Below are 19,605 nucleotides of genomic sequence, written 5' to 3'. Positions count from 1 at the left end.
TATGAAGAAGAGTCTCGCCCTGCTTGTCGCAGGCGCGTTTGCCGTCGTTACCTTCTCTACCGTCGCCGCTCCGCAACCCCTTGATGGTGATAACACCGGGCAACTCCGCCCGGCCGGTACGGTTTCAGCCTCAGGTGCCAGCTCGCTTGACGATCTGGAAGCAAAACTCGCGGAAAAAGCGCAGAGAGAGGGGGCAAAAGGTTTTGTCGTGGAATCCGCGAGCGGCAATAACAAGATGTTTGGCACAGCGACCATTTATAAATAATGGCTTCACACACCCACTCCCCTGCCCGATAGCGCCCGCATCGGGCAGTTCTATTTTTCCCCGCTTTACGCTGTTTTTTTCTGCTGGCAGGAGAAAGTCCCCTCGTACTCTGCGCCTTATGTATAAAAAAAGGAGCAAATGTAAATTATTGTATTTATTTTTCCATAAATGAGTGTTAGAAAGTTACGCGTTTGATAATGCTTCTCACAATCATTATCAAACGTATTTGTAAAACCTGCCATGACCAGGGCTAAGAAGTGCCCTGTTGTCATCGTAAAAACAGCTCGTTAAAAATTATAAGACGCTCATTAATATGGATAATAATCGCAATTTACCGTTCAACAGCTTTAGTTCGCTCACCTTCTTTACAGGCCTGTGTATCGGCTTAACCCCGGTTGGTCAGGCAGCTGCCGCAGACAGTAAAGATCAAAAACCCGGCGATACGTTGGTGGTGGAGGCGCAGGCCCCTTCCCTCTACGCGCCACAAAAATCCGCCGACCCGAAATTCAGCCGCCCGATTGCGGATACGACACGTACCGTTACCGTGATTTCCGACCAGGTGTTAAAAGATCAGGGCGTCAATAACCTGACCGATGCGCTGAAAAACGTGCCGGGGGTAGGCGCGTTCTTCGCCGGGGAAAACGGAAGTTCATCGACGGGTGACGCCATTTATATGCGCGGTGCGGATACTTCAAACAGTATTTACGTTGATGGGGTGCGTGATATCGGCAGCGTCTCGCGCGATACGTTCAACACTGAGCAGGTTGAAGTGATCAAAGGGCCTTCGGGCAGCGACTATGGTCGCAGCGCGCCAACCGGTTCAATCAATATGATCAGCAAGCAGCCGCGCCTGGACTCCGGGATCGACGCCTCTGCCAGCATCGGCAGTGCGTGGTTCCGTCGCGGCACACTTGATATTAACGAAGCAATCGGTGAAACCTCCGCCGTGCGTCTGAACGTGATGGGCGAGAAAACTCACGACGCAGGCCGCGACAAAGTGCAGAACGAACGCTATGGCGTTGCACCTTCCGTCGCTTTCGGTTTGGGAACAGAGAATCGCCTCTACCTCAACTACCTGCACGTTACCCAGCACAACACCCCGGATGGCGGCATCCCGACTATCGGTCTACCGGGCTACTCTGCGCCCAATGCGGCCACCTCCGCCCTCAACGGTTCCGGTAAGGTGAACACCAGCAACTTCTACGGGACGGATTCCGATTACGACGATTCCACTACCGACACCGCCACCATGCGCTTCGAGCATGATTTCAGTGACACCACGACAATTCGCAATACCACCCGCTGGTCACGCGTGAAGCAGGATTACCTGATGACGGCGGTAATGGGCGGTGCCAAAAATATCGCCATGCCGGACCCGAACAACGTGGGAAGCTGGACCTGGACCCGTACGCCGAACACCAAAGACGTGAGCAACAAGATCCTCACCAACCAGACCAACCTGACCTCGAAGTTTTATACCGGTGCGGTCGGTCACGATATCAGCACTGGCGTAGAATTCACCCGCGAGACGCAAACCAACTACGGCGTGAATGCCATTACCGCGCCGCCGGTGAATATCTACAGCCCGAACAGCAATATCAACGTCGGCAGCCTGCACCGTAACGGCGCGAACGCCAACGGCCAGACCGATACTTTCGGCATCTATGCCTTTGATACACTGCAAATCACCCATGATTTCGAGCTGAATGGCGGCATCCGTCTGGATAATTACCGCACCGAGTACGACAGTTCAACTGCTTGTGGCGGCTCTGGCCGCGGTGCCTTAACCTGTCCGACCGGAACCCCGAAAGGTTCACCGATCAAAACCGTTGATACGGCGAAATCTGGCAATCTGGTGAACTGGAAAGCCGGTGCGCTCTATCACCTGACCGAACAGGGCAATATCTATGTCAACTACGCGATTTCCCAGCAGCCTCCGGGCGGCAGTAATTTCGCACTGGCACAGGGCGGCACGGGCAACAGCGCCAACCGCACCGACTTTAAACCGCAAAAAGCGAAAACAAGTGAGGTGGGTACCAAGTGGGAGCTGTTTGATAAGCGCCTGCTGCTGACCGCCGCGCTGTTCCGCACCGATATCGAAAATGAAGTCGCTGCGAATGACGACGGTACCTATTCGCAGTATGGAAAAAAACGCGTTGAAGGCTATGAGTTGTCTGTAGCGGGTAACATCACCCCGGAGTGGCAGGTCATTGGCGGTTACACCCAGCAAAAAGCCTCGATTCAGGAAGGCGCAAACGTAGCGCAGGACGGAAGTTCGGCCCTGCCTTACACGCCAGAACACGCGTTTACCCTGTGGACGCAGTATCAGGCAACAAGTGATATCTCCGTAGGCGCAGGCGCGCGCTACGTGGGCAGCATGCACCGTGGCAGCGATGGTGCCGTCGGTACGCCGTCCTACACCGAAGGCTACTGGGTCGCAGATGCCAAGCTGGGCTATCGCATCAACAGCAATCTCGATTTGCAGCTGAACGTCTACAACCTGTTTGATACGGATTATGTCGCCTCGATTAACAAGAGCGGCTACCGTTACCATCCAGGCGAGCCGAGAACGTTCCTGTTAACGGCAAACGTGCATTTCTAATTACATTGCGGGAGCGCTGCGCTTCTCTGATAAGCGCAGCGCTCCAGGCAAGGAGCCCCTCATCATGATGTACCACATTCCCGGCGTACTGACCGCCGATGAACTTCACCAGATGGCAGAGGACCTCAACAGCGCGACCTGGATTGACGGTCGTGCAACGGTTGGCGCACAGGGTGCGCAGGTGAAAAACAACCAGCAAATAGACACCCAGAGCCCGCTCTACGCCACGCTTCAGGCGCGAGTTCTGGCCGCACTGAATCAGCACTCACTCTTCTTCGCCGCCGCGCTCCCCAAAACTCTCTCCACCCCGCTGTTTAACCGCTACCAGCAGCAAGAAACCTATGGCTTTCACGTGGATGGTGCAGTGCGCAGTCATCCGCAAAGCGGCTGGATGCGTACCGATCTTTCCGCCACGCTCTTTTTGAGCGCCCCGGAAAGCTACGACGGCGGTGAACTGGTGGTGAACGATACCTATGGACAGCACAGCTTGAAGCTCCCGGCAGGCGACCTGGTACTCTACCCTTCCAGCAGCCTTCACTGTGTCACGCCGGTGACACGCGGCGTGCGTATTGCCTCGTTTATGTGGATCCAGTCAATGATCCGCGACGATAAGCGCAGGGCGATGCTGTTCGACCTCGACCGCAACATTCAGACGCTGAAAGCCCGCCACGGTGAATCAGAAGAAGTGCTGTCGTTGCTCAATCTTTATCACAACCTGCTGCGCGAGTGGTCTGAGATTTAGGCCTTGTCTGTACGCGAGACGCCCTCATATTGAGTATAATTAGCTCAATAAATAATCAGGAGGTGGGCAATGGCTTCAGGTTGGGCAAACGACGGTGCCGTGCAGGATCAAATCGACAGCACCATTGAAGATGCGGTGGCGCGGGCAAGAAGTGGTCTGCCGAAGGGCGAAAGCGCCAAATTTTGTGAAGAATGTGGGGAACCGATTCCAGAGGCGCGTCGGCAGGCTATACCGGGTGTGCAGTTGTGCGTGAACTGCCAACAGGAGAAAGATTTACACAACTCTACATTTGCAGGATATAATCGCAGAGGATCGAAAGATAGCCAGCTTCGTTGACAGTTCCCTACCTGAATAGACAGCGCAAACGGTTATCTTTACGACCACCTTTTTCGGCTAAATAAGTAGCAAAAAGTGCCTTAAATCATCGAGCAGGTTATTATCCCCCTCCGAAACCATTCATTGCGAAAATAATTTATTAATAATCAGTAAATTAATACTTGTTCAAAATTATTGATGAAGGTTGTCAATTCTCTTCGATTTATTCTTTCGCAATAAAACGTGATACTCATCACATCGACAGAACATCGTCCCCTAACAAATAACCTGCGAGAGATTGAAAATGAAAACTATCAAATATGCTGTTGCTGCTATTGCCCTGTCTACCCTGTCCTTTGGTGCATTCGCTGCTGAAGCGGTAAGCGCCACTCAGGCTCAGAACTTGAATAAAATTGGTGTTGTTTCTGCGGAAGGCGCATCAACTCTGGATGGTCTGGAAGCAAAACTGGCTGCGAAAGCAGAAGCGGCTGGCGCATCTGCTTACAGCATCACCTCTGCTAACACCAACAACAAAGTTAGCGGTACTGCGGTTATCTACAAATAACCGAAAGAATTAACTGCCTAAAGTTGTACCCCGCCAGCTTAACCCACTGGCGGCTGCTGTAACCCTCATTGAACTTGTTGATACCCTTTTTGACGCCCGGCATGCCACGCCGGGTTTTTTTTTGCCTTTTTTCCGGCGATTAGTAGGACTCCGCCACCTTCGCCAGCCCCGCGTCCAGCGATGCCACTTCCCCTGCCGCCAGCAGGCAGCATGCCATCTGGATTTTCAGCGATTGCGGCACCGGCTCGCTTCCTGCCACGCAGCGCTCAATCCAGCGAGCGGTCACTTCCGGATCTTTTCCTTCAGGCAAGGCTTCATTTGCTGTTTCCGTCTGCCGTTCGCTCACAACCCGCGTGCCTTGCGCATCGATCAGCGTAATTTGCGGGCAACGCTGCGGGTTAGCATACACTTCACCTTCTGTACCGTGCATCAGCAGCCCACGCCCCCCGATATCCGAGAAGAACTTCGCAACCTTCCCAACATATTCCGGATGTGAAACGCTCGACAGGCGCAGCGCGGCATCTTCCGCAAACGGCGTGGCCAGCTTCGCCAGTGTATGCGAACTGTTACGCACGCCCATCCGCCAGCGCATGGCGAGTTGTTTTTCCAGCGAGGGACACAGTGCGCCGACCGGAATATAAACCGGCTGATGGCCATCAAGTTTAGCCTGCGCCTGCCCGGCATGGCGCGTAGGTTCAATGCCCAGCAGTTCAAAAATGGTTTCACTGATAACCCGGGTCGGGTCTTCGCTCACCCCGTGTACCACTACCGGAAAGCCAATTTTGTGCAGCAGTATCGCCAACAGCGGCGTCAGGTTGGCTTGTTTCCGCGCGCCGTTATAACTCGGAATAACAATCGGCATTGGTTTACCCACCGGCGGCTTAAGGCGCAGGGTGTGCTGCTGCATCGCCTCATAGAAGCCCAGCATCTCTGCCTCACCTTCCCCTTTAATGCGCAGCGCAATCAGGATGCCGCCCATTTCGAGATCGGGCACATCACCATTGAGCATATGGGTATAGAGACTGCGGGCGGTGTCCTGATCGAGGTCACGGGCATGGTTTTTACCCCGGCCAATCTCTTTAATCACATTGCGTAAATCCATCAGATGCTCCTTGTCCGGTGTCGCGTGCCGATTAGCGTTTTTTGCGACGAGTCGTTTTAGCTTTGCTTTTTACTTTAACATCGGGCACCGGAGGTTGCTCAATAGGAAATACCGGTAGCGCATTTAACAGACGCTGGCCGTAGTTTTTGGTCAACAGGCGCTTGTCGTAAATCACCACTTCGCCCCAACAACCGTGGCTACGTATGAGACGCCCTACCTGTTGAATCAGGTTAAACGACGCGCTGGGCAGGCTTTGCACTTCAAACGGATAACGGTTCAGGCTTTTCAGCCATTCGCCTTCGGTAATCACCACCGGGCTATCGATGGGCGGGAAGGCGATTTTATGAATATGCACCTGGCTGAGCAGCTCACCTTTTAAATCGAGCCCTTCTGCAAATGATTGTAGCCCGACCAGCACGCTGCGCTCGCCATTTTCGACCCGTTTACGGTGAAGCTCCACCAATCGATAACGGGGTTGGTCGCCCTGCACCAACAGCAAAAGGCGCAAATCGGTCACGTGCTCCAGAAAACGTTGCATCGCGCGGTTGCTGGCGAACAGCACCAGCATGCCTTTATGTTTTTTACTTTCCAGCGCCTCACGGAAATAGGCCGCCATTTCCGCAATGTGCAGCTCTTCGTTTTCCATCAACGGCTCGTAGCGCATTTGCGGAATCACGATTTTGCCCTGCTCAACGTGATTAAACGGCGAATCGAGCGCCACAAAGCGGTCGCCCGCTTTCTCTTTCAGCCCGCTCATCTCCTGCAAACGCGAGAAGCTATTGAGCGACCGCAGCGTCGCGGATGTCACCACAATGTGCGGCACGCTGCGCCACAGCAGGCGTTCCAGTTGATCGCTGACGCGAATACCCACGCAGTTAAACCACAGATGCATCTGACCATCACGCGTGTCGCGTGTCGCCCATTTAGAGACCGGCGCGCCGGATGCCTGCGCCAGCGACGCCAGACGCCAGAGCTTGCTTTGCGCCTCAAACATGCCCAGTGCGCGGTTCATTTGCAGGATAACGCGATGCAGACGCACGATATCGTGCGAACCGGTTTTCTCGCTGAGGTCGTTTAAAAACAGTTCCGCCAGCCCGCGCAGCATCTCGGTAAGTTTTGCCAGCCGCTGGACGATTTCCATGACCTCTTCCGGAAGCTCACCCATTGCAAAGCGGTGTTCCGCTTCCTGAGTCGCCGGAAGATATAAATTCAGAATGTTATTGAGTGAGGCAATAAACTCGTAAAGTTCTTCACAGTGAGCGGTCAAACGCTCCGGGATAGCCAGCGGCGGCGTGGTTTTCGGGCGAAACTGCTCCATGCAGGTCGCCACCAGCTTAACGAAGAGATCGAGCTGCAGACGATACCAGGGCGCGGTGATTTCAGCGCTCATCTCCAGCGCATCGCGTGCGACATCCGGCAGATGATGGCCTTCATCCAGCACCAGCAGCAGGTTTTTTGGCTCCGGCAGCACCGCTTCGCTTTCCATCGCGGCCATGACCAGCGCATGGTTTGCCACCACCACTTCCGCTTCCTGGATCTCGCGCCGCGCGACGAAAAACGGGCACTCGCGATAGTAGAGGCAGTTGCGGTTCAGGCAGCTTGCTTTATCGGTGCTCAGACGTCGCCACAAATCATCATTAATCGCGATATCCGTGTGATCGCGCAGGCCATCCCATTTATAGCTGTCGAGGTCGGCCTTTAGTTTCGCGCAACGTTTCTGCTCTTCCTGATTGTTCGGCGTGAGGTCGTCATCAAGAAATGCGAGTAAATCCTGTTGGTTTGGCTCGGTGCTCGCCAGCCCGTTGAGATTACGCGGGCAAACATAACGCCCACGCCCAAAGGCGGCGGTAAACTTAAGATCGGGGATTATTTTGCGCAGCAGCGGGAGATCTTTACTGTAGATCTGATCCTGCAACGCGACGTTGGCGGTACTGACCACCAGCGTTTTTTGCTCTTCCCGGGCAATCGCTATGCCGGGAATGAGATAAGAAAGGGTTTTCCCGACGCCGGTCGGCGCTTCGATAGCCAGATGCCGCCCCTCTTCCCCGGCGAGCGTTTTTGCCACGTCAGCAATCATCTGCCGCTGCGGCGCGCGGGGAATAAAGTCCGGGATCTGTTCCTGAAGCGCCTTATACCAGGCGGCGATTTGCGCTTTCAGCGCAGCGGTCAATGCCATGAGAAAACCTGAAATACTGTATAAACAGCCACTATTGTGGCACTTTCTTACGCGGGCAGCAAAAAATAAAGCCTGGCTTGCGGCCAGGCTTCAGAAATTGGCGTCAAGGCAGAGGCGCTACGCTCATCCACCCTGCAAGGCGTGAATCGCTATTGCGCAGCAGACGGTTTACGCGGGCGGGGGCGACGCTGTTGTTCACCTGCCGGTTTGGCATCGCCAATGCGGCGAGACTGTTTCGGTTTAGCGTCAGATTTCGGCGCGCCACCTTCGCTGCGGCGTGGCTGTTGCTGCCCACGGCCCTGGCTTTGGCCCTGCCCTTGCGGACGACCACCTTGCCCACGACCACCGCCGTTACCCCCGCGCTGCTGGCGACCGTTCTGGATTGGCTCCGCTTTGATAGACGGATCGGGCTCATAGCCCGGCAGTGCAATACGCGGGATCTCTTTTTTCAGCAGTTTTTCGATATCACGCAGCAGTTTGTGTTCATCAACACAAACCAGCGACAGCGCTTCACCGGTTGCCGCCGCACGGCCAGTACGGCCAATACGGTGCACGTAATCTTCCGGTACGTTTGGCAGCTCGTAGTTCACCACGTGCGGCAGTTCTTCGATATCTAGACCACGCGCGGCGATGTCGGTTGCCACCAGCACGCGGATATCGCCGGATTTAAAATCAGCCAGCGCACGCGTACGTGCACCCTGAGATTTGTTACCGTGAATAGCCGCACTGCGGATACCGTCTTTGTTCAGTTGTTCTGCCAGGTGGTTTGCGCCGTGTTTGGTACGGGTAAAGACCAGCACCTGACGCCAGTCGCCCTGGCCAATCATCTGTGACAGCAATTCCCGTTTACGTTTCTTATCAACGAAATGCACATGCTGCGTTACCTGCTCAGAGGCGGTGTTGCGGCGCGCGACTTCAATTTCCAACGGGTTATGCAGCAGTTTTTCCGCCAGCGCTTTAATGTCATCAGAGAATGTGGCGGAGAACAGCAGGTTTTGACGCTTGGCCGGCAGTTTTGCCAGTACGCGGCGAATATCGTGGATAAAGCCCATATCAAGCATACGATCCGCTTCGTCCAGCACCAGAATTTCAATACTGTCGAGTTTTACCGCATTTTGATGTTCCAGGTCTAACAGACGGCCCGGCGTCGCCACCAGCACATCAACGCCACCGCGCAGTTTCATCATCTGCGGGTTAATGCTCACACCGCCGAACACAACCAACGAACGAATGTTCAGATACTGGCTGTATTCACGCACGTTTTCGCCAATTTGCGCGGCGAGTTCACGGGTTGGCGTGAGGATCAGCGCGCGTACCGGGCGACGGCCCTTAGCATGCGGTTGAGTGGTAATCAGATGCTGCAACAGCGGCAGCGTAAAGCCTGCCGTTTTACCGGTGCCGGTTTGGGCGCTGGCCATCAGGTCACGGCCCTGTAATACCGCAGGAATTGCTTGCTGCTGAATGGGGGTGGGTTCGCGATAGCCAAGCTCAACAATGGCACGCAAAATTTCAGGGCTAAGCCCCAGTGAATCAAAAGACATAATTACTCCACACCCACCCCGACCGCAAGCGGTGTAGTTTTCGAGGGGATTACAAACCAGATAATGACAAAAACCACAATGTCATGAAGGGCCGGAGTGTAGCAGCTTTTGTGACCTGGCGCATAAAATATCTCTCCAGCCAGGCGGCCTGCGGGGCGGTGAATATTCTGTGTTTTCGCCGTTTTTTGCGTATGCAACTGGACAAGCTCAAAATTTGGACATAATGTTAATCAATCGATTGATTAATTTTCTGTGACGCGATGAATACGACTCCCATCACTACCAAAGGCGAACAGGCCAAAAGCCAGCTCATCGCTGCCGCGCTCGCGCAGTTTGGCGAGTATGGGCTGCATGCCACCACCCGTGATATCGCGGCGCAGGCCGGGCAGAACATTGCGGCGATAACCTACTACTTCGGCTCAAAGGACGACTTATACCTCGCCTGCGCCCAGTGGATTGCTGATTTTATCGGTGAAAACTTCCGCCCGCACGTAGAGGCCGCCGAAGCGCTTTTCGCCCAGCCGGAGCCCGATAAAGCCGCCATTCATGAACTGATTTTGCGTGCCTGCAAGAACATGATTCTGCTGCTGACTCAGGACGATACGGTCAACCTCAGTAAGTTTATTTCACGTGAACAGTTCTCGCCCACCGCCGCCTATCAACATATCCACGATCGGGTGATTGCGCCGATGCATACGCATCTTACGCATCTGATTGCCGCCTATACCGGGCGCGATCCGCACGACACGCAAACCATCCTGCACACGCACGCCCTGCTCGGTGAAATCCTCGCGTTCCGCCTGGGGCGCGAGACCATTTTACTGCGTGCCGGATGGGCCCGTTTTGACGACGAGAAAGCGGAACAGATTTTCCAGGTGGTGAGCTGCCACATCGATTTCATTTTGCAGGGACTAACGCAAAGGAGCCTGAAACAATGAAGAAACCGGTCATTATTGCACTGGTGCTGGTGCTGATTGTTGCCGCCATTGGCGGAACCTGGTGGTATCAGAGCCGCCAGGACAACGGACTGACGCTCTACGGCAACGTGGACATCCGCACCGTCAATATGAGTTTCCGCGTCGGGGGACGATTACAGTCATTAACCGTGGACGAAGGCGATGCCATTAAAGCCGGGCAAACGCTGGGCCAGCTCGATAAAGCGCCCTATGAAAATGCGCTAATGCAGGCGAAAGCGAATGTCTCAACCGCCCAGGCACAATATGACCTGATGATGGCGGGTTATCGGGCTGAAGAGATTGCCCAGGCCGCCGCCGCGGTTAAACAGGCGCAGGCCGCCTATGACTACGCGCAGAACTTTTACGCGCGTCAGCAAGGATTGTGGAAAAGCCGCACGATTTCCGCCAACGATCTGGAAAATGCGCGTTCCTCGCGTGACCAGGCGCTGGCAACGCTGAAATCGGCGCAGGATAAACTGAGCCAATACCGCGCCGGGAATCGGCCGCAGGAAATTGCCCAGGCGAAAGCCAATCTTGAACAGGCGCAGGCGCAGCTGGCGCAATCAACGCTCGACTTGCACGACACCACCCTGGTGGCACCGTCGGACGGCACGTTGCTTACCCGCGCGGTAGAACCCGGCAGCATGCTTAATGCAGGCAGCACCGCCCTCACCCTTTCGCTGACGCGTCCGGTATGGGTCCGCGCCTATGTGGATGAGAAAAACCTAAATCAGGCGCAGCCAGGCCGGGAAATTTTGCTCTATACCGACGGTCGCCCGGACAAGCCGTATCACGGCAAAATCGGCTTCGTATCACCCACCGCAGAATTTACGCCGAAAACCGTTGAGACGCCGGATCTGCGTACCGACCTGGTGTATCGCCTGCGTATTATCGTGACCGATGCCGACGATACCCTGCGTCAGGGGATGCCGGTGACGCTGAAGTTCAACGATGAGTCGCGCCATGAGTGAGGACATCATCCAGCTCGATGGGCTGGTGAAACGCTTCGCCGGTATGGATAAACCCGCCGTCGCGCCGCTGAACTGTACCATTCACTCTGGTTATGTGACCGGGCTGGTGGGGCCGGACGGCGCGGGGAAAACCACCCTGATGCGTATGCTGGCCGGCCTGCTGAAACCCGACGAAGGAACGGCTTCTGTTCTGGGGCTCGACCCTATCGAAAACGACAGCGAGCTGCACAGCATGCTGGGTTACATGCCGCAAAAATTTGGCCTGTATGAAGATTTAACGGTAATGGAGAACCTCAATCTTTATGCCGACCTGCGCAGCGTTACCGGCGACGCGCGAAAGAAAACCTTCGCGCGTCTGCTGGAGTTTACCGCGCTGGGGCCGTTTACCGGACGGCTGGCGGGGAAACTCTCCGGCGGCATGAAACAAAAACTGGGGCTCGCCTGTACGCTGGTGGGCGAACCGAAAGTGTTGTTGCTCGATGAACCGGGCGTGGGCGTTGACCCCATCTCGCGCCGCGAACTGTGGCAAATGGTGCACGAACTGGCGGGCGACGGGATGCTGATTTTGTGGAGCACCTCTTACCTCGACGAAGCCGAGCAGTGCCGCGACGTGCTGCTGATGAACGAAGGTGAATTGCTTTATCAGGGCGAGCCGACGGCGCTGACGAAAACCATGGCCGGGCGCAGTTTCCTGATGAGCAGCCCGGCGGAAAACAACCGCCGTCTGTTACAGCGTGCACTAAAATTACCCCAGGTGAGCGATGGCATGATCCAGGGGCGCTCGGTGCGGGTGATCGTCAAAAAAGAGGCCACCGCCGACGATATTCGCCACGCGCCTGAAATGCCGGAAATTGAGATTAACGAAACCACGCCGCGTTTTGAGGATGCGTTCATCGATCTGCTGGGCGGCGCGGGAACGTCCGAATCACCATTGGGCGCCATACTGCATACCGTTGAGGGTTCGCCGGAAGAGACGGTGATTGAGGCCAAACAGCTTACCAAAAAATTTGGCGACTTTGCCGCCACCGACCACGTGGATTTCGCCGTTAAACGCGGGGAAATTTTTGGCCTGCTCGGCCCTAACGGCGCGGGAAAATCGACCACCTTTAAAATGATGTGCGGCCTGCTGGTACCGACATCCGGAAAAGCATTAGTGCTGGATATGGACCTGAAAGTCAGCTCTGGCAAAGCGCGTCAGCATTTAGGTTATATGGCGCAAAAATTCTCGCTCTACGGCAACCTGACCGTGGAGCAGAACCTGCGCTTTTTCTCCGGCGTCTATGGCCTGCGAGGGCGAGCGCAGAATGACAAAATTGCCCGCATGAGCGAGGCCTTCGGCCTGAAAAGCATCGCCAGCCACGCGACCGACTCTCTGCCCCTTGGTTTTAAGCAGCGTCTGGCGCTCGCCTGCTCGCTCATGCACGAGCCGGATATTCTGTTCCTCGATGAGCCCACCTCCGGCGTTGACCCCATTACCCGCCGTGAATTCTGGTTGCACATCAACAGTATGGTGGAGAAAGGTGTGACCGTGATGGTGACGACGCACTTTATGGATGAAGCCGAGTATTGCGATCGCATTGGTCTGGTGTATCGCGGCAAACTGATTGCCAGCGGCACACCGGATGACCTGAAAGCGCAGGCCGCCGACGATGAACAGATCGACCCAACCATGGAGCAGGCTTTCATCACCTTAATCCACAACTGGGATAAGGAGCACGCCGATGCGCAATAGCCCCCTTTCCTGGCGACGCGTACGCGCGCTGTGCGTTAAAGAGACGCGGCAGATTATCCGCGACCCCAGTAGCTGGCTGATTGCCGTCGTCATTCCATTGCTGCTGCTGTTTATCTTTGGCTACGGCATCAACCTCGACTCCAGCAAGCTGCGGGTGGGGATTTTGCTGGAGCAGCAGAGCGAAGAAGCGCTCGATTTTACCCACGCCATGACCGGCTCGCCCTATATTGACGCCACCATCAGCGATAACCGCCAGCAATTGGTTGAGATGATGCAGGCCGGGCGTATTCGCGGGCTGGTGGTGATCCCGGTGAATTTCGATAGCCAGATGGCGCGCGACAATGAAACCGCGCCAATTCAGGTTATTACCGATGGTAGCGAGCCGAACACCGCTAACTTTGTACAGGGCTATACGCAAGGGATTTGGCAGCTTTGGCAGGCTCAGCGTGCGGAAGACAAAGGGCAATCATTTACACCACTCATTGATGTCCAGACCCGTTACTGGTTTAACCCGGCCGCCATCAGCCAGCACTTTATCATTCCCGGCGCAGTGACCATCATCATGACGGTGATTGGTGCAATCCTAACCTCGCTGGTGGTGGCGCGCGAATGGGAGCGCGGCACGATGGAAGCCCTGCTTTCAACCGAAGTAACCCGCGTTGAGCTGCTGCTGTGTAAGCTGATCCCCTACTACTTCCTCGGCATGCTGGCGATGCTGCTTTGTATGCTGGTGTCGGTGTTTATTCTCGGCGTGCCCTATCGCGGCTCGCTATTGGTGCTGTTTTTCATTACCAGTCTGTTTTTACTCAGCACGTTGGGGATGGGCTTGTTAATTTCGACCATCACCCGTAACCAGTTTAACGCCGCGCAGGTGGCGCTGAACGCCGCGTTTCTGCCATCAATTATGTTGTCCGGGTTTATTTTCCAGATTGACAGCATGCCTGCGGCGATTCGCATCGTGACCTATATCATCCCGGCCCGCTACTTCGTGAGCACGCTGCAAAGCCTGTTCCTGGCGGGCAATATCCCTGTGGTGCTGGTGATTAACACCCTGTTTCTGATTGCCTCGGCGGTGATGTTTATTGGCCTGACATGGCTGAAAACGAAACGTCGACTGGATTGATTTTGCCGGATGCGCTGACGCTTATCCGGCCTACATACGGCGCTTTTTGTAGGCCGGATAAGGCGAAGCCGCCATCCGGCATTGAGGAATAAACTATGTTTTATCGCTTATGGACATTAATCCGCAAAGAGCTGCAATCGCTGCTGCGCGAGCCGCAGACCCGTGCCATTTTGATTCTGCCGGTGCTGATTCAGGTGATTCTTTTCCCCTTTGCCGCGACGCTGGAAGTGACCAACGCCACCATCGCCATCTACAACGAGGATAACGGCAAACACGCAGTGGAACTGACGCAACGCTTCGCCCGAGCGAAAGCGTTCACCCATATTCTGCTGCTGAAAAGCCCGCAGGAGATCCAACCGACCATCGACACCCAGAAAGCGCTACTGCTGGTGCGCTTCCCGGCGGATTTCTCGCGTAATCTCGACACCTTCCAGCAGGCGCCAATGCAGTTGATTCTTGACGGGCGAAACTCTAACAGCGCGCAAATCGCGGCCAATTATCTGCAACAAATCGTCAAAGATTACCAGCAGGAGTTAACGGACGGCCAGGCAAAACCCAATAACAGCGAACTGGTGGTGCGCAACTGGTATAACCCGAATCTGGACTATAAATGGTTTGTGGTGCCGTCGCTGATCGCCATGATCACCACCATCGGCGTGATGATCGTAACGTCGCTTTCGGTAGCGCGTGAACGTGAACAAGGCACACTGGATCAGCTACTGGTCTCACCGCTGGCGACCTGGCAGATCTTTATCGGCAAAGCGGTTCCGGCGCTGATTGTGGCGACCTTCCAGGCCACTATCGTGCTGGGTATCGGCATTTGGGCGTATCAGATTCCCTTCGCCGGTTCGCTGGCGCTGTTCTACTTCACCATGATTATTTACGGGTTATCGCTGGTGGGCTTTGGGCTGCTGATCTCTTCCCTGTGCGAAACCCAACAACAGGCGTTTATCGGCGTGTTCGTCTTTATGATGCCGGCGATTCTGCTGTCGGGTTACGTCTCCCCCGTCGAAAACATGCCGGTGTGGTTACAGAATCTGACGTGGATAAACCCCATTCGTCACTTTACGGATATCACCAAGCAAATTTATCTGAAGGATGCGAGCTTAACGATTGTGTGGGGAAGTTTGTGGCCGCTACTGGTGATAGCGGCCACGACAGGCTCAGTGGCGTACGCGATGTTTCGCCGGAAGATCGCCTGAGTTGCGTTTTTTCTCTTTGACTAACAAAGAGACCAACGCTGGCCCGGCGAGGATAGCCAGCCCCGCAAGGGCCAGCAGAAAGTTATTGTGTAACACTCGCGACAGCAGCCATAAGGCGATAATTGCCGCGCCAAAATACCAGGTGGTGGTGAGTTCTTCGAGTACGTCGCCCACATCACGCCAGCGCTGTTCACGGTGGCGCTGTAATGCCAGCATCAGAATCACCGTTACGCTGTAGAGCACACACAGGCCCAGACCGACGCGGACTAATGCACCGCCCATCCAGCCCATAACCAGCACCGCCACAACCAGCAAATGCAACATAATCTGCCAGCAACTTAACCCTGTTGCGACACGAACGCGTTGTTGCCACTTCATGGCTTCTTCTCCTGAAGGATTTTATTTGCCTATTCAGAGTACGCCACTTTACGGAAAATTCCGTATCACCGCATCTTTTTGTGACGCCGACTACACTATTTAGTCAGGAGAATATAAATAACGGGAGCCAAATGTCCGCGAACAGCACGCCTTTTTCGGTAAAAATACTGACAATTAACACCCATAAGGGCTTTACGGCATTTAATCGACGTTTTATTTTGCCGGAGCTTCGTGACGCCGTTCGCACTGTCGGCGCGGACATTGTTTGCCTGCAGGAAGTGCTGGGCGCACACGAGGCGCACTCAATGCGGGTCGAAAACTGGCCTGAAACCACGCACTATGAATTTCTCGCCGACACCATGTGGAGCGATTACGCTTATGGTCGCAATGCTGTCTATCCCGATGGGCATCACGGCAACGCGGTGCTCTCACGTTACCCTATCGAACATTTTGAAAATCACGATGTTTCCGTCGGCAACAGCGAGAAACGCGGGCTACTCTATTGCCGCATCACGCCCCCGCAGCTTCGCACGCCGATTCATGTCATTTGCGTACACCTTGGCCTTGGGGAAAAACAACGTCAGGCGCAGCTAAATATGCTCGCCGATTTCGTCAATACGCTGCCACAGGGCGATCCTGTACTGGTGGCCGGTGATTTCAACGACTGGCGGCAGAAAGCAAATCATCCATTAAAAGCAAAGGCCGGGCTGGAAGAGATTTTTACCCGCGCGCGGGGGCGGCCCGCACGCACCTTTCCGGCTAACCTGCCACTGCTGCGCCTTGACCGAATTTACGTAAAAAATGCCAATGCCAGTCAGCCCACTAAACTGGCCCTGCGCGGCTGGCGTCACCTTTCTGACCATGCGCCCCTTAGCGCGGAGATCCACCTATGAAATGCGCCTGGCGAGAAGGCAACCAGATTACGCTGCTGGAGAATGGCGATCAGTACTACCCTGCGGTCTTTAAAGCCATCGATCATGCGAAAAGTAAAGTGATCCTTGAAACCTTTATCTGGTTTGAAGACGACGTCGGTAAGCAGTTACATGCGGTACTACTGCGTGCCGCAAAACGAGGCGTGCAGATAGAAGCCCTGCTCGATGGCTACGGCTCACCCGATTTAAGCGATGAATTTGTCAATGAACTGACCGAAGCGGGGGTTATTTTTCGCTATTACGATCCCGGCCCGCGCGTTTTTGGCATGCGAACCAACCTCTTTCGCCGTATGCACCGCAAAATTGTGGTCGTGGATGCCCAGATCGCTTTTATTGGCGGCATCAACTATTCCGCTGAACATATGTCCGACTATGGCCCAGAAGCCAAACAGGATTACGCAGTGCAGGTTGAAGGTCCGGTCGTACAGGACATTGTGCAGTTTGAGCTGGAAAATCTGCCGGAAAATGCCCCGGTACGCCGCTGGTGGCGCAGGCACCATCGTGCGGAAGAAAACCGGATGCCTGGCGAGGCGCAGGCGCTGCTGGTATGGCGTGACAATGGCGAGCACCGCACTGATATCGAACGCCACTATTTGCGAATGCTGGCAACTGCCAAACGTGAAGTGATCATTGCTAACGCCTACTTTTTTCCCGGCTATCGCCTGCTGCATGCCATGCGTCGGGCTGCACGACGCGGCGTGCGAGTGAAACTGGTGGTTCAGGGCAACCCGGATATGGCCATTGTTAAAGTGGGCGCGGTGCTGCTTTATCGTTATCTGGTAAACAGCGGTGTGCATATTTATGAATACCAGCGCCGCCCGCTACACGGCAAGGTCGCGCTGATGGATGACCACTGGGCGACGGTCGGCTCCAGCAACCTCGACCCGTTGAGCTTGTCGCTGAATCTTGAAGCCAATCTCATGATTCACGACCGCCAGTTTAACCAAACGCTGCGTGACAATCTCAATACCTTGATTACCCGTGATTCACAGCGCGTGGACGAAACTATGGTGCCTAAGCGCAGCTGGTTAAACCTCGGCATTGGCGTAGTGGTCTTCCACTTCCTGCGCCATTTCCCGGCGATGGCGGGTTGGCTACCGGCGCACACGCCAAAACTGGCGGAAGTCCCTCCCCCCGCACAGCCGACGATGGAAACCCAGGATCGCGTTGAACCGGAGAATTCAGGAGCCCGACAATGAAATGGATGAGCAAGACACAGTGGAAGTGGACCAAACGCGCCCTGACCTGGCTGTTTCTGGTTGCCGTCGCGGTACTGCTGGTGCTCTATGCGCGCAAAATTGACTGGCATGAGGTGTGGAACGTCATCCGCGACTACAACCGTCTGGCGCTGTTGGGCGCAGTAGGGTTGGTGATTTTCAACTATTTGCTGTACGGCTGCTATGACCTGCTGGCCCGCGTCTGGTGCGGGCATAAGCTGGCCAAGCGCCAGGTTATGCTGGTGTCGTTTATCTGCTATGCCTTTAACCTGACGCTCAGCACCTGGGTTGGCGGCATAGGTATGCGCTATCGCCTGTATTCGCGGCTTGGGCTGAAGCCCGGCACCATCACTCGCATCTTTTCCCTGAGCATTTCGACCAACTGGCTGGGTTATTTATTATTGGCTGGCGTGATGTTTACCATTGGCGCCATTGACTTGCCGCCGCACTGGTATATCAACGACACGACTCTGCAACTGCTCGGCGCGGCGCTGTTGGCGATGGTGCTGGTGTATCTGGGATTTTGCGCTTTTGCCAAAAAGCGCCAGTATTCTGTCAAAGGACAAAAACTGGTTCTCCCCACCTGGAAGTTCGCCCTCGCCCAGATGGCGATTTCCAGCCTTAACTGGATGGCGATGGGCGCAACCATCTGGCTGCTGATGGGCCAGAGCGTTGATTATTTCTTCGTCCTTGGCGTTCTGCTGGTCAGCAGCATAGTCGCAGTGATTGTGCATATTCCGGCAGGTATCGGCGTGCTGGAAGCGGTGTTTGTCGCACTGCTGGCCAGCGAAGAAGTCTCATCAGGAACGATAATTGCGGCGCTGCTGGTGTGGCGTGTGCTGTATTACTTTATTCCACTGCTACTGGCGCTGGTGTGTTATCTGGGGCTGGAGAGCCAGGCGAAAAGGATTCGGGAGAGGAATGAAACCGCAGGCAAAAGTTATTAGCAAAAAAATCCCGGAACCAGTCCGGGATTTTTGAATGATTAGCCGTTAACGGCGATTGCCAAATATCCGCAGCAGCATCAGGAACAGGTTGATGAAATCGAGATACAGCGTTAGCGCGCCGAGGATGGCGGTTTTGCGCAGGCTGGATGTATCACGCACGTCGATTTGTTCGCCGATATTTTTTAATTTCTGCGTGTCGTAGGCGGTCAGGCCAACGAATACCACGACGCCGATATAGGTCACTGCCCACATCAGCGCGGTGCTTTTCAGCCAGAAGTTAACCAGCGACGCCAGAATGATACCAATCAGCGCCATAAACAGCATATTTCCCAGGCCGCTGAGGTCGCGTTTAGTCGTGTAGCCGTACAGGCTCATGATGCCGAACATCCCGCCGCTCACCACAAAGGTACTGGCGATGGAGGAGTAGGTGTAGACGATGAAAATACTGGAAAGCGTCAACCCGGTAAGCGCCGAATAGAGCATAAACAGCGTGGTGGCGACACCTGCGCTCAGGCGTTGCACCATACCTGAAAGTACAAACACCAGCGCCAGTTGCGCAATAATCAGGCCGAAGAAAGTGATTTTGCTGGAGAAGACAAACATCATCACCGCAGGGGTATTCGCCGCATACCATGCGATAAACGCCGTCAGCAGCAATCCGCAGGTCATCCAGCCATACACTTGCGCCATATACGTTTGCAGCCCGGAACGGGACTGTACGATTGAATCAGAACGAGGGAATCGATCCATGAGAATCTCCTGATGATATAAGGAATACCTCAAGGATATCGCAAATATTGTGGGTGTGCATCGACGGAGAGTAAACGTATGTGTTGTGT

At 54.9% G+C, this 19,605-nt stretch carries 18 protein-coding genes; 13 read left to right on the top strand and 5 right to left on the bottom strand.

Going from position 1 to position 19,605, the window contains the following annotated elements:
• The first annotated feature begins 1 nt into the window (after position 1).
• From mcbA to ybiJ, 5 genes are all read left to right on the top strand, one after another.
• Positions 2–265 carry a DUF1471 family periplasmic protein McbA gene (mcbA, locus tag NMC31_RS01325; RefSeq protein ID WP_253896694.1) on the top strand — a complete coding sequence of 88 codons (264 nt, stop codon included), beginning with the start codon at positions 2–4 and terminating at the stop codon, positions 263–265.
• A gap of 313 nt (positions 266–578) precedes the next feature.
• The gene (locus tag NMC31_RS01320) at positions 579–2,867 is read left to right on the top strand and encodes a catecholate siderophore receptor Fiu (RefSeq protein ID WP_253896693.1); all 2,289 of its coding nucleotides are present in this window, start codon (positions 579–581) and stop codon (positions 2,865–2,867) included.
• A gap of 64 nt (positions 2,868–2,931) precedes the next feature.
• Positions 2,932–3,609 (top strand): PKHD-type hydroxylase YbiX, encoded by a 678-nt coding sequence (gene ybiX / locus NMC31_RS01315; protein WP_253896692.1) that lies wholly within the window; start codon positions 2,932–2,934, stop codon positions 3,607–3,609.
• Between the two features lie 69 nt (positions 3,610–3,678).
• The gene (locus NMC31_RS01310; protein ID WP_015965229.1) at positions 3,679–3,945 is read left to right on the top strand and encodes a DksA/TraR family C4-type zinc finger protein; all 267 of its coding nucleotides are present in this window, start codon (positions 3,679–3,681) and stop codon (positions 3,943–3,945) included.
• 283 nt (positions 3,946–4,228) lie between these two features.
• On the top strand, positions 4,229–4,489 hold the full coding sequence (gene ybiJ / locus NMC31_RS01305) for a DUF1471 family protein YbiJ (protein WP_253896691.1): 261 nt from the start codon (positions 4,229–4,231) through the stop codon (positions 4,487–4,489).
• A 139-nt stretch (positions 4,490–4,628) separates the two neighbouring features.
• On the opposite strand, the gene ybiB is transcribed toward ybiJ, so the two are convergent.
• The 3 genes from ybiB to rhlE all read right to left on the bottom strand — a co-directional run bounded on the left by ybiB (position 4,629) and on the right by rhlE (position 9,308).
• Positions 4,629–5,591: a DNA-binding protein YbiB gene (gene ybiB / locus NMC31_RS01300; RefSeq protein WP_253896690.1), complete on the bottom strand. Its 963-nt coding sequence runs from the start codon at positions 5,589–5,591 to the stop codon at positions 4,629–4,631.
• Between the two features lie 31 nt (positions 5,592–5,622).
• Positions 5,623–7,767 carry an ATP-dependent DNA helicase DinG gene (gene dinG, locus NMC31_RS01295; protein ID WP_253896689.1) on the bottom strand — a complete coding sequence of 715 codons (2,145 nt, stop codon included), beginning with the start codon at positions 7,765–7,767 and terminating at the stop codon, positions 5,623–5,625.
• A gap of 149 nt (positions 7,768–7,916) precedes the next feature.
• Complete coding sequence (rhlE, locus tag NMC31_RS01290; RefSeq protein ID WP_253896688.1) at positions 7,917–9,308, bottom strand: ATP-dependent RNA helicase RhlE; 1,392 nt, start codon at positions 9,306–9,308, stop codon at positions 7,917–7,919.
• A 260-nt stretch (positions 9,309–9,568) separates the two neighbouring features.
• On the opposite strand from rhlE, the gene cecR reads away from it, so the two are divergent.
• The 5 genes from cecR (at position 9,569) to NMC31_RS01265 (ending at position 15,292) form a co-directional block, all read left to right on the top strand.
• Positions 9,569–10,246, top strand: coding sequence for a transcriptional regulator CecR (gene cecR / locus NMC31_RS01285; RefSeq protein WP_253896687.1), 678 nt, complete (start codon positions 9,569–9,571; stop codon positions 10,244–10,246).
• Positions 10,243–11,235, top strand: a complete 993-nt coding sequence (gene hlyD, locus NMC31_RS01280; protein ID WP_253896686.1) for a secretion protein HlyD — start codon at positions 10,243–10,245, stop codon at positions 11,233–11,235. Before cecR ends, hlyD begins: the two co-directional genes overlap by 4 nt.
• Positions 11,228–12,967: an ATP-binding cassette domain-containing protein gene (locus NMC31_RS01275; RefSeq protein ID WP_253896685.1), complete on the top strand. Its 1,740-nt coding sequence runs from the start codon at positions 11,228–11,230 to the stop codon at positions 12,965–12,967. The genes hlyD and NMC31_RS01275 overlap by 8 nt, the downstream gene beginning before the upstream one ends.
• Positions 12,957–14,090, top strand: coding sequence for an ABC transporter permease (locus NMC31_RS01270; protein WP_149464491.1), 1,134 nt, complete (start codon positions 12,957–12,959; stop codon positions 14,088–14,090). Before NMC31_RS01275 ends, NMC31_RS01270 begins: the two co-directional genes overlap by 11 nt.
• Positions 14,091–14,185: 95 nt before the next feature.
• Positions 14,186–15,292, top strand: coding sequence for an ABC transporter permease (locus NMC31_RS01265; RefSeq protein ID WP_149464490.1), 1,107 nt, complete (start codon positions 14,186–14,188; stop codon positions 15,290–15,292).
• Here NMC31_RS01265 and NMC31_RS01260 read toward each other — a convergent pair.
• A complete protein-coding gene (locus NMC31_RS01260) occupies positions 15,254–15,670 on the bottom strand; it encodes a YbhQ family protein (protein ID WP_015965245.1) in 417 nt (138 codons plus the stop codon). The two genes, NMC31_RS01265 and NMC31_RS01260, sit on opposite strands and share 39 nt — an antisense overlap.
• A 131-nt stretch (positions 15,671–15,801) precedes the next feature.
• Here NMC31_RS01260 and NMC31_RS01255 point away from each other — a divergent pair, with 131 nt between their 5' ends.
• The 3 genes from NMC31_RS01255 to NMC31_RS01245 are packed head-to-tail and all read left to right on the top strand — an operon-like array spanning position 15,802 to position 18,766.
• Positions 15,802–16,563 carry an endonuclease/exonuclease/phosphatase family protein gene (locus tag NMC31_RS01255; RefSeq protein WP_253896684.1) on the top strand — a complete coding sequence of 254 codons (762 nt, stop codon included), beginning with the start codon at positions 15,802–15,804 and terminating at the stop codon, positions 16,561–16,563.
• Positions 16,560–17,801 carry a cardiolipin synthase ClsB gene (gene clsB, locus NMC31_RS01250; protein ID WP_253896683.1) on the top strand — a complete coding sequence of 414 codons (1,242 nt, stop codon included), beginning with the start codon at positions 16,560–16,562 and terminating at the stop codon, positions 17,799–17,801. Before NMC31_RS01255 ends, clsB begins: the two co-directional genes overlap by 4 nt.
• 5 nt (positions 17,802–17,806) lie before the next feature.
• The gene (locus NMC31_RS01245; RefSeq protein WP_253896814.1) at positions 17,807–18,766 is read left to right on the top strand and encodes a lysylphosphatidylglycerol synthase transmembrane domain-containing protein; all 960 of its coding nucleotides are present in this window, start codon (positions 17,807–17,809) and stop codon (positions 18,764–18,766) included.
• A 45-nt stretch (positions 18,767–18,811) separates the two neighbouring features.
• Here NMC31_RS01245 and NMC31_RS01240 read toward each other — a convergent pair whose 3' ends face one another.
• Positions 18,812–19,516, bottom strand: a complete 705-nt coding sequence (locus tag NMC31_RS01240) for a Bax inhibitor-1/YccA family protein (protein WP_108473825.1) — start codon at positions 19,514–19,516, stop codon at positions 18,812–18,814.
• Positions 19,517–19,605: the final 89 nt, after the last annotated feature.

This window comes from Pseudocitrobacter vendiensis (assembly GCF_943590815.1).
In the GTDB taxonomy this organism is placed as follows: Bacteria; Pseudomonadota; Gammaproteobacteria; order Enterobacterales; family Enterobacteriaceae; genus Pseudocitrobacter; species Pseudocitrobacter vendiensis.
Note: the sequence above shows the minus strand (reverse complement) of the source record. Positions and strands in the feature narration are given on the sequence as shown.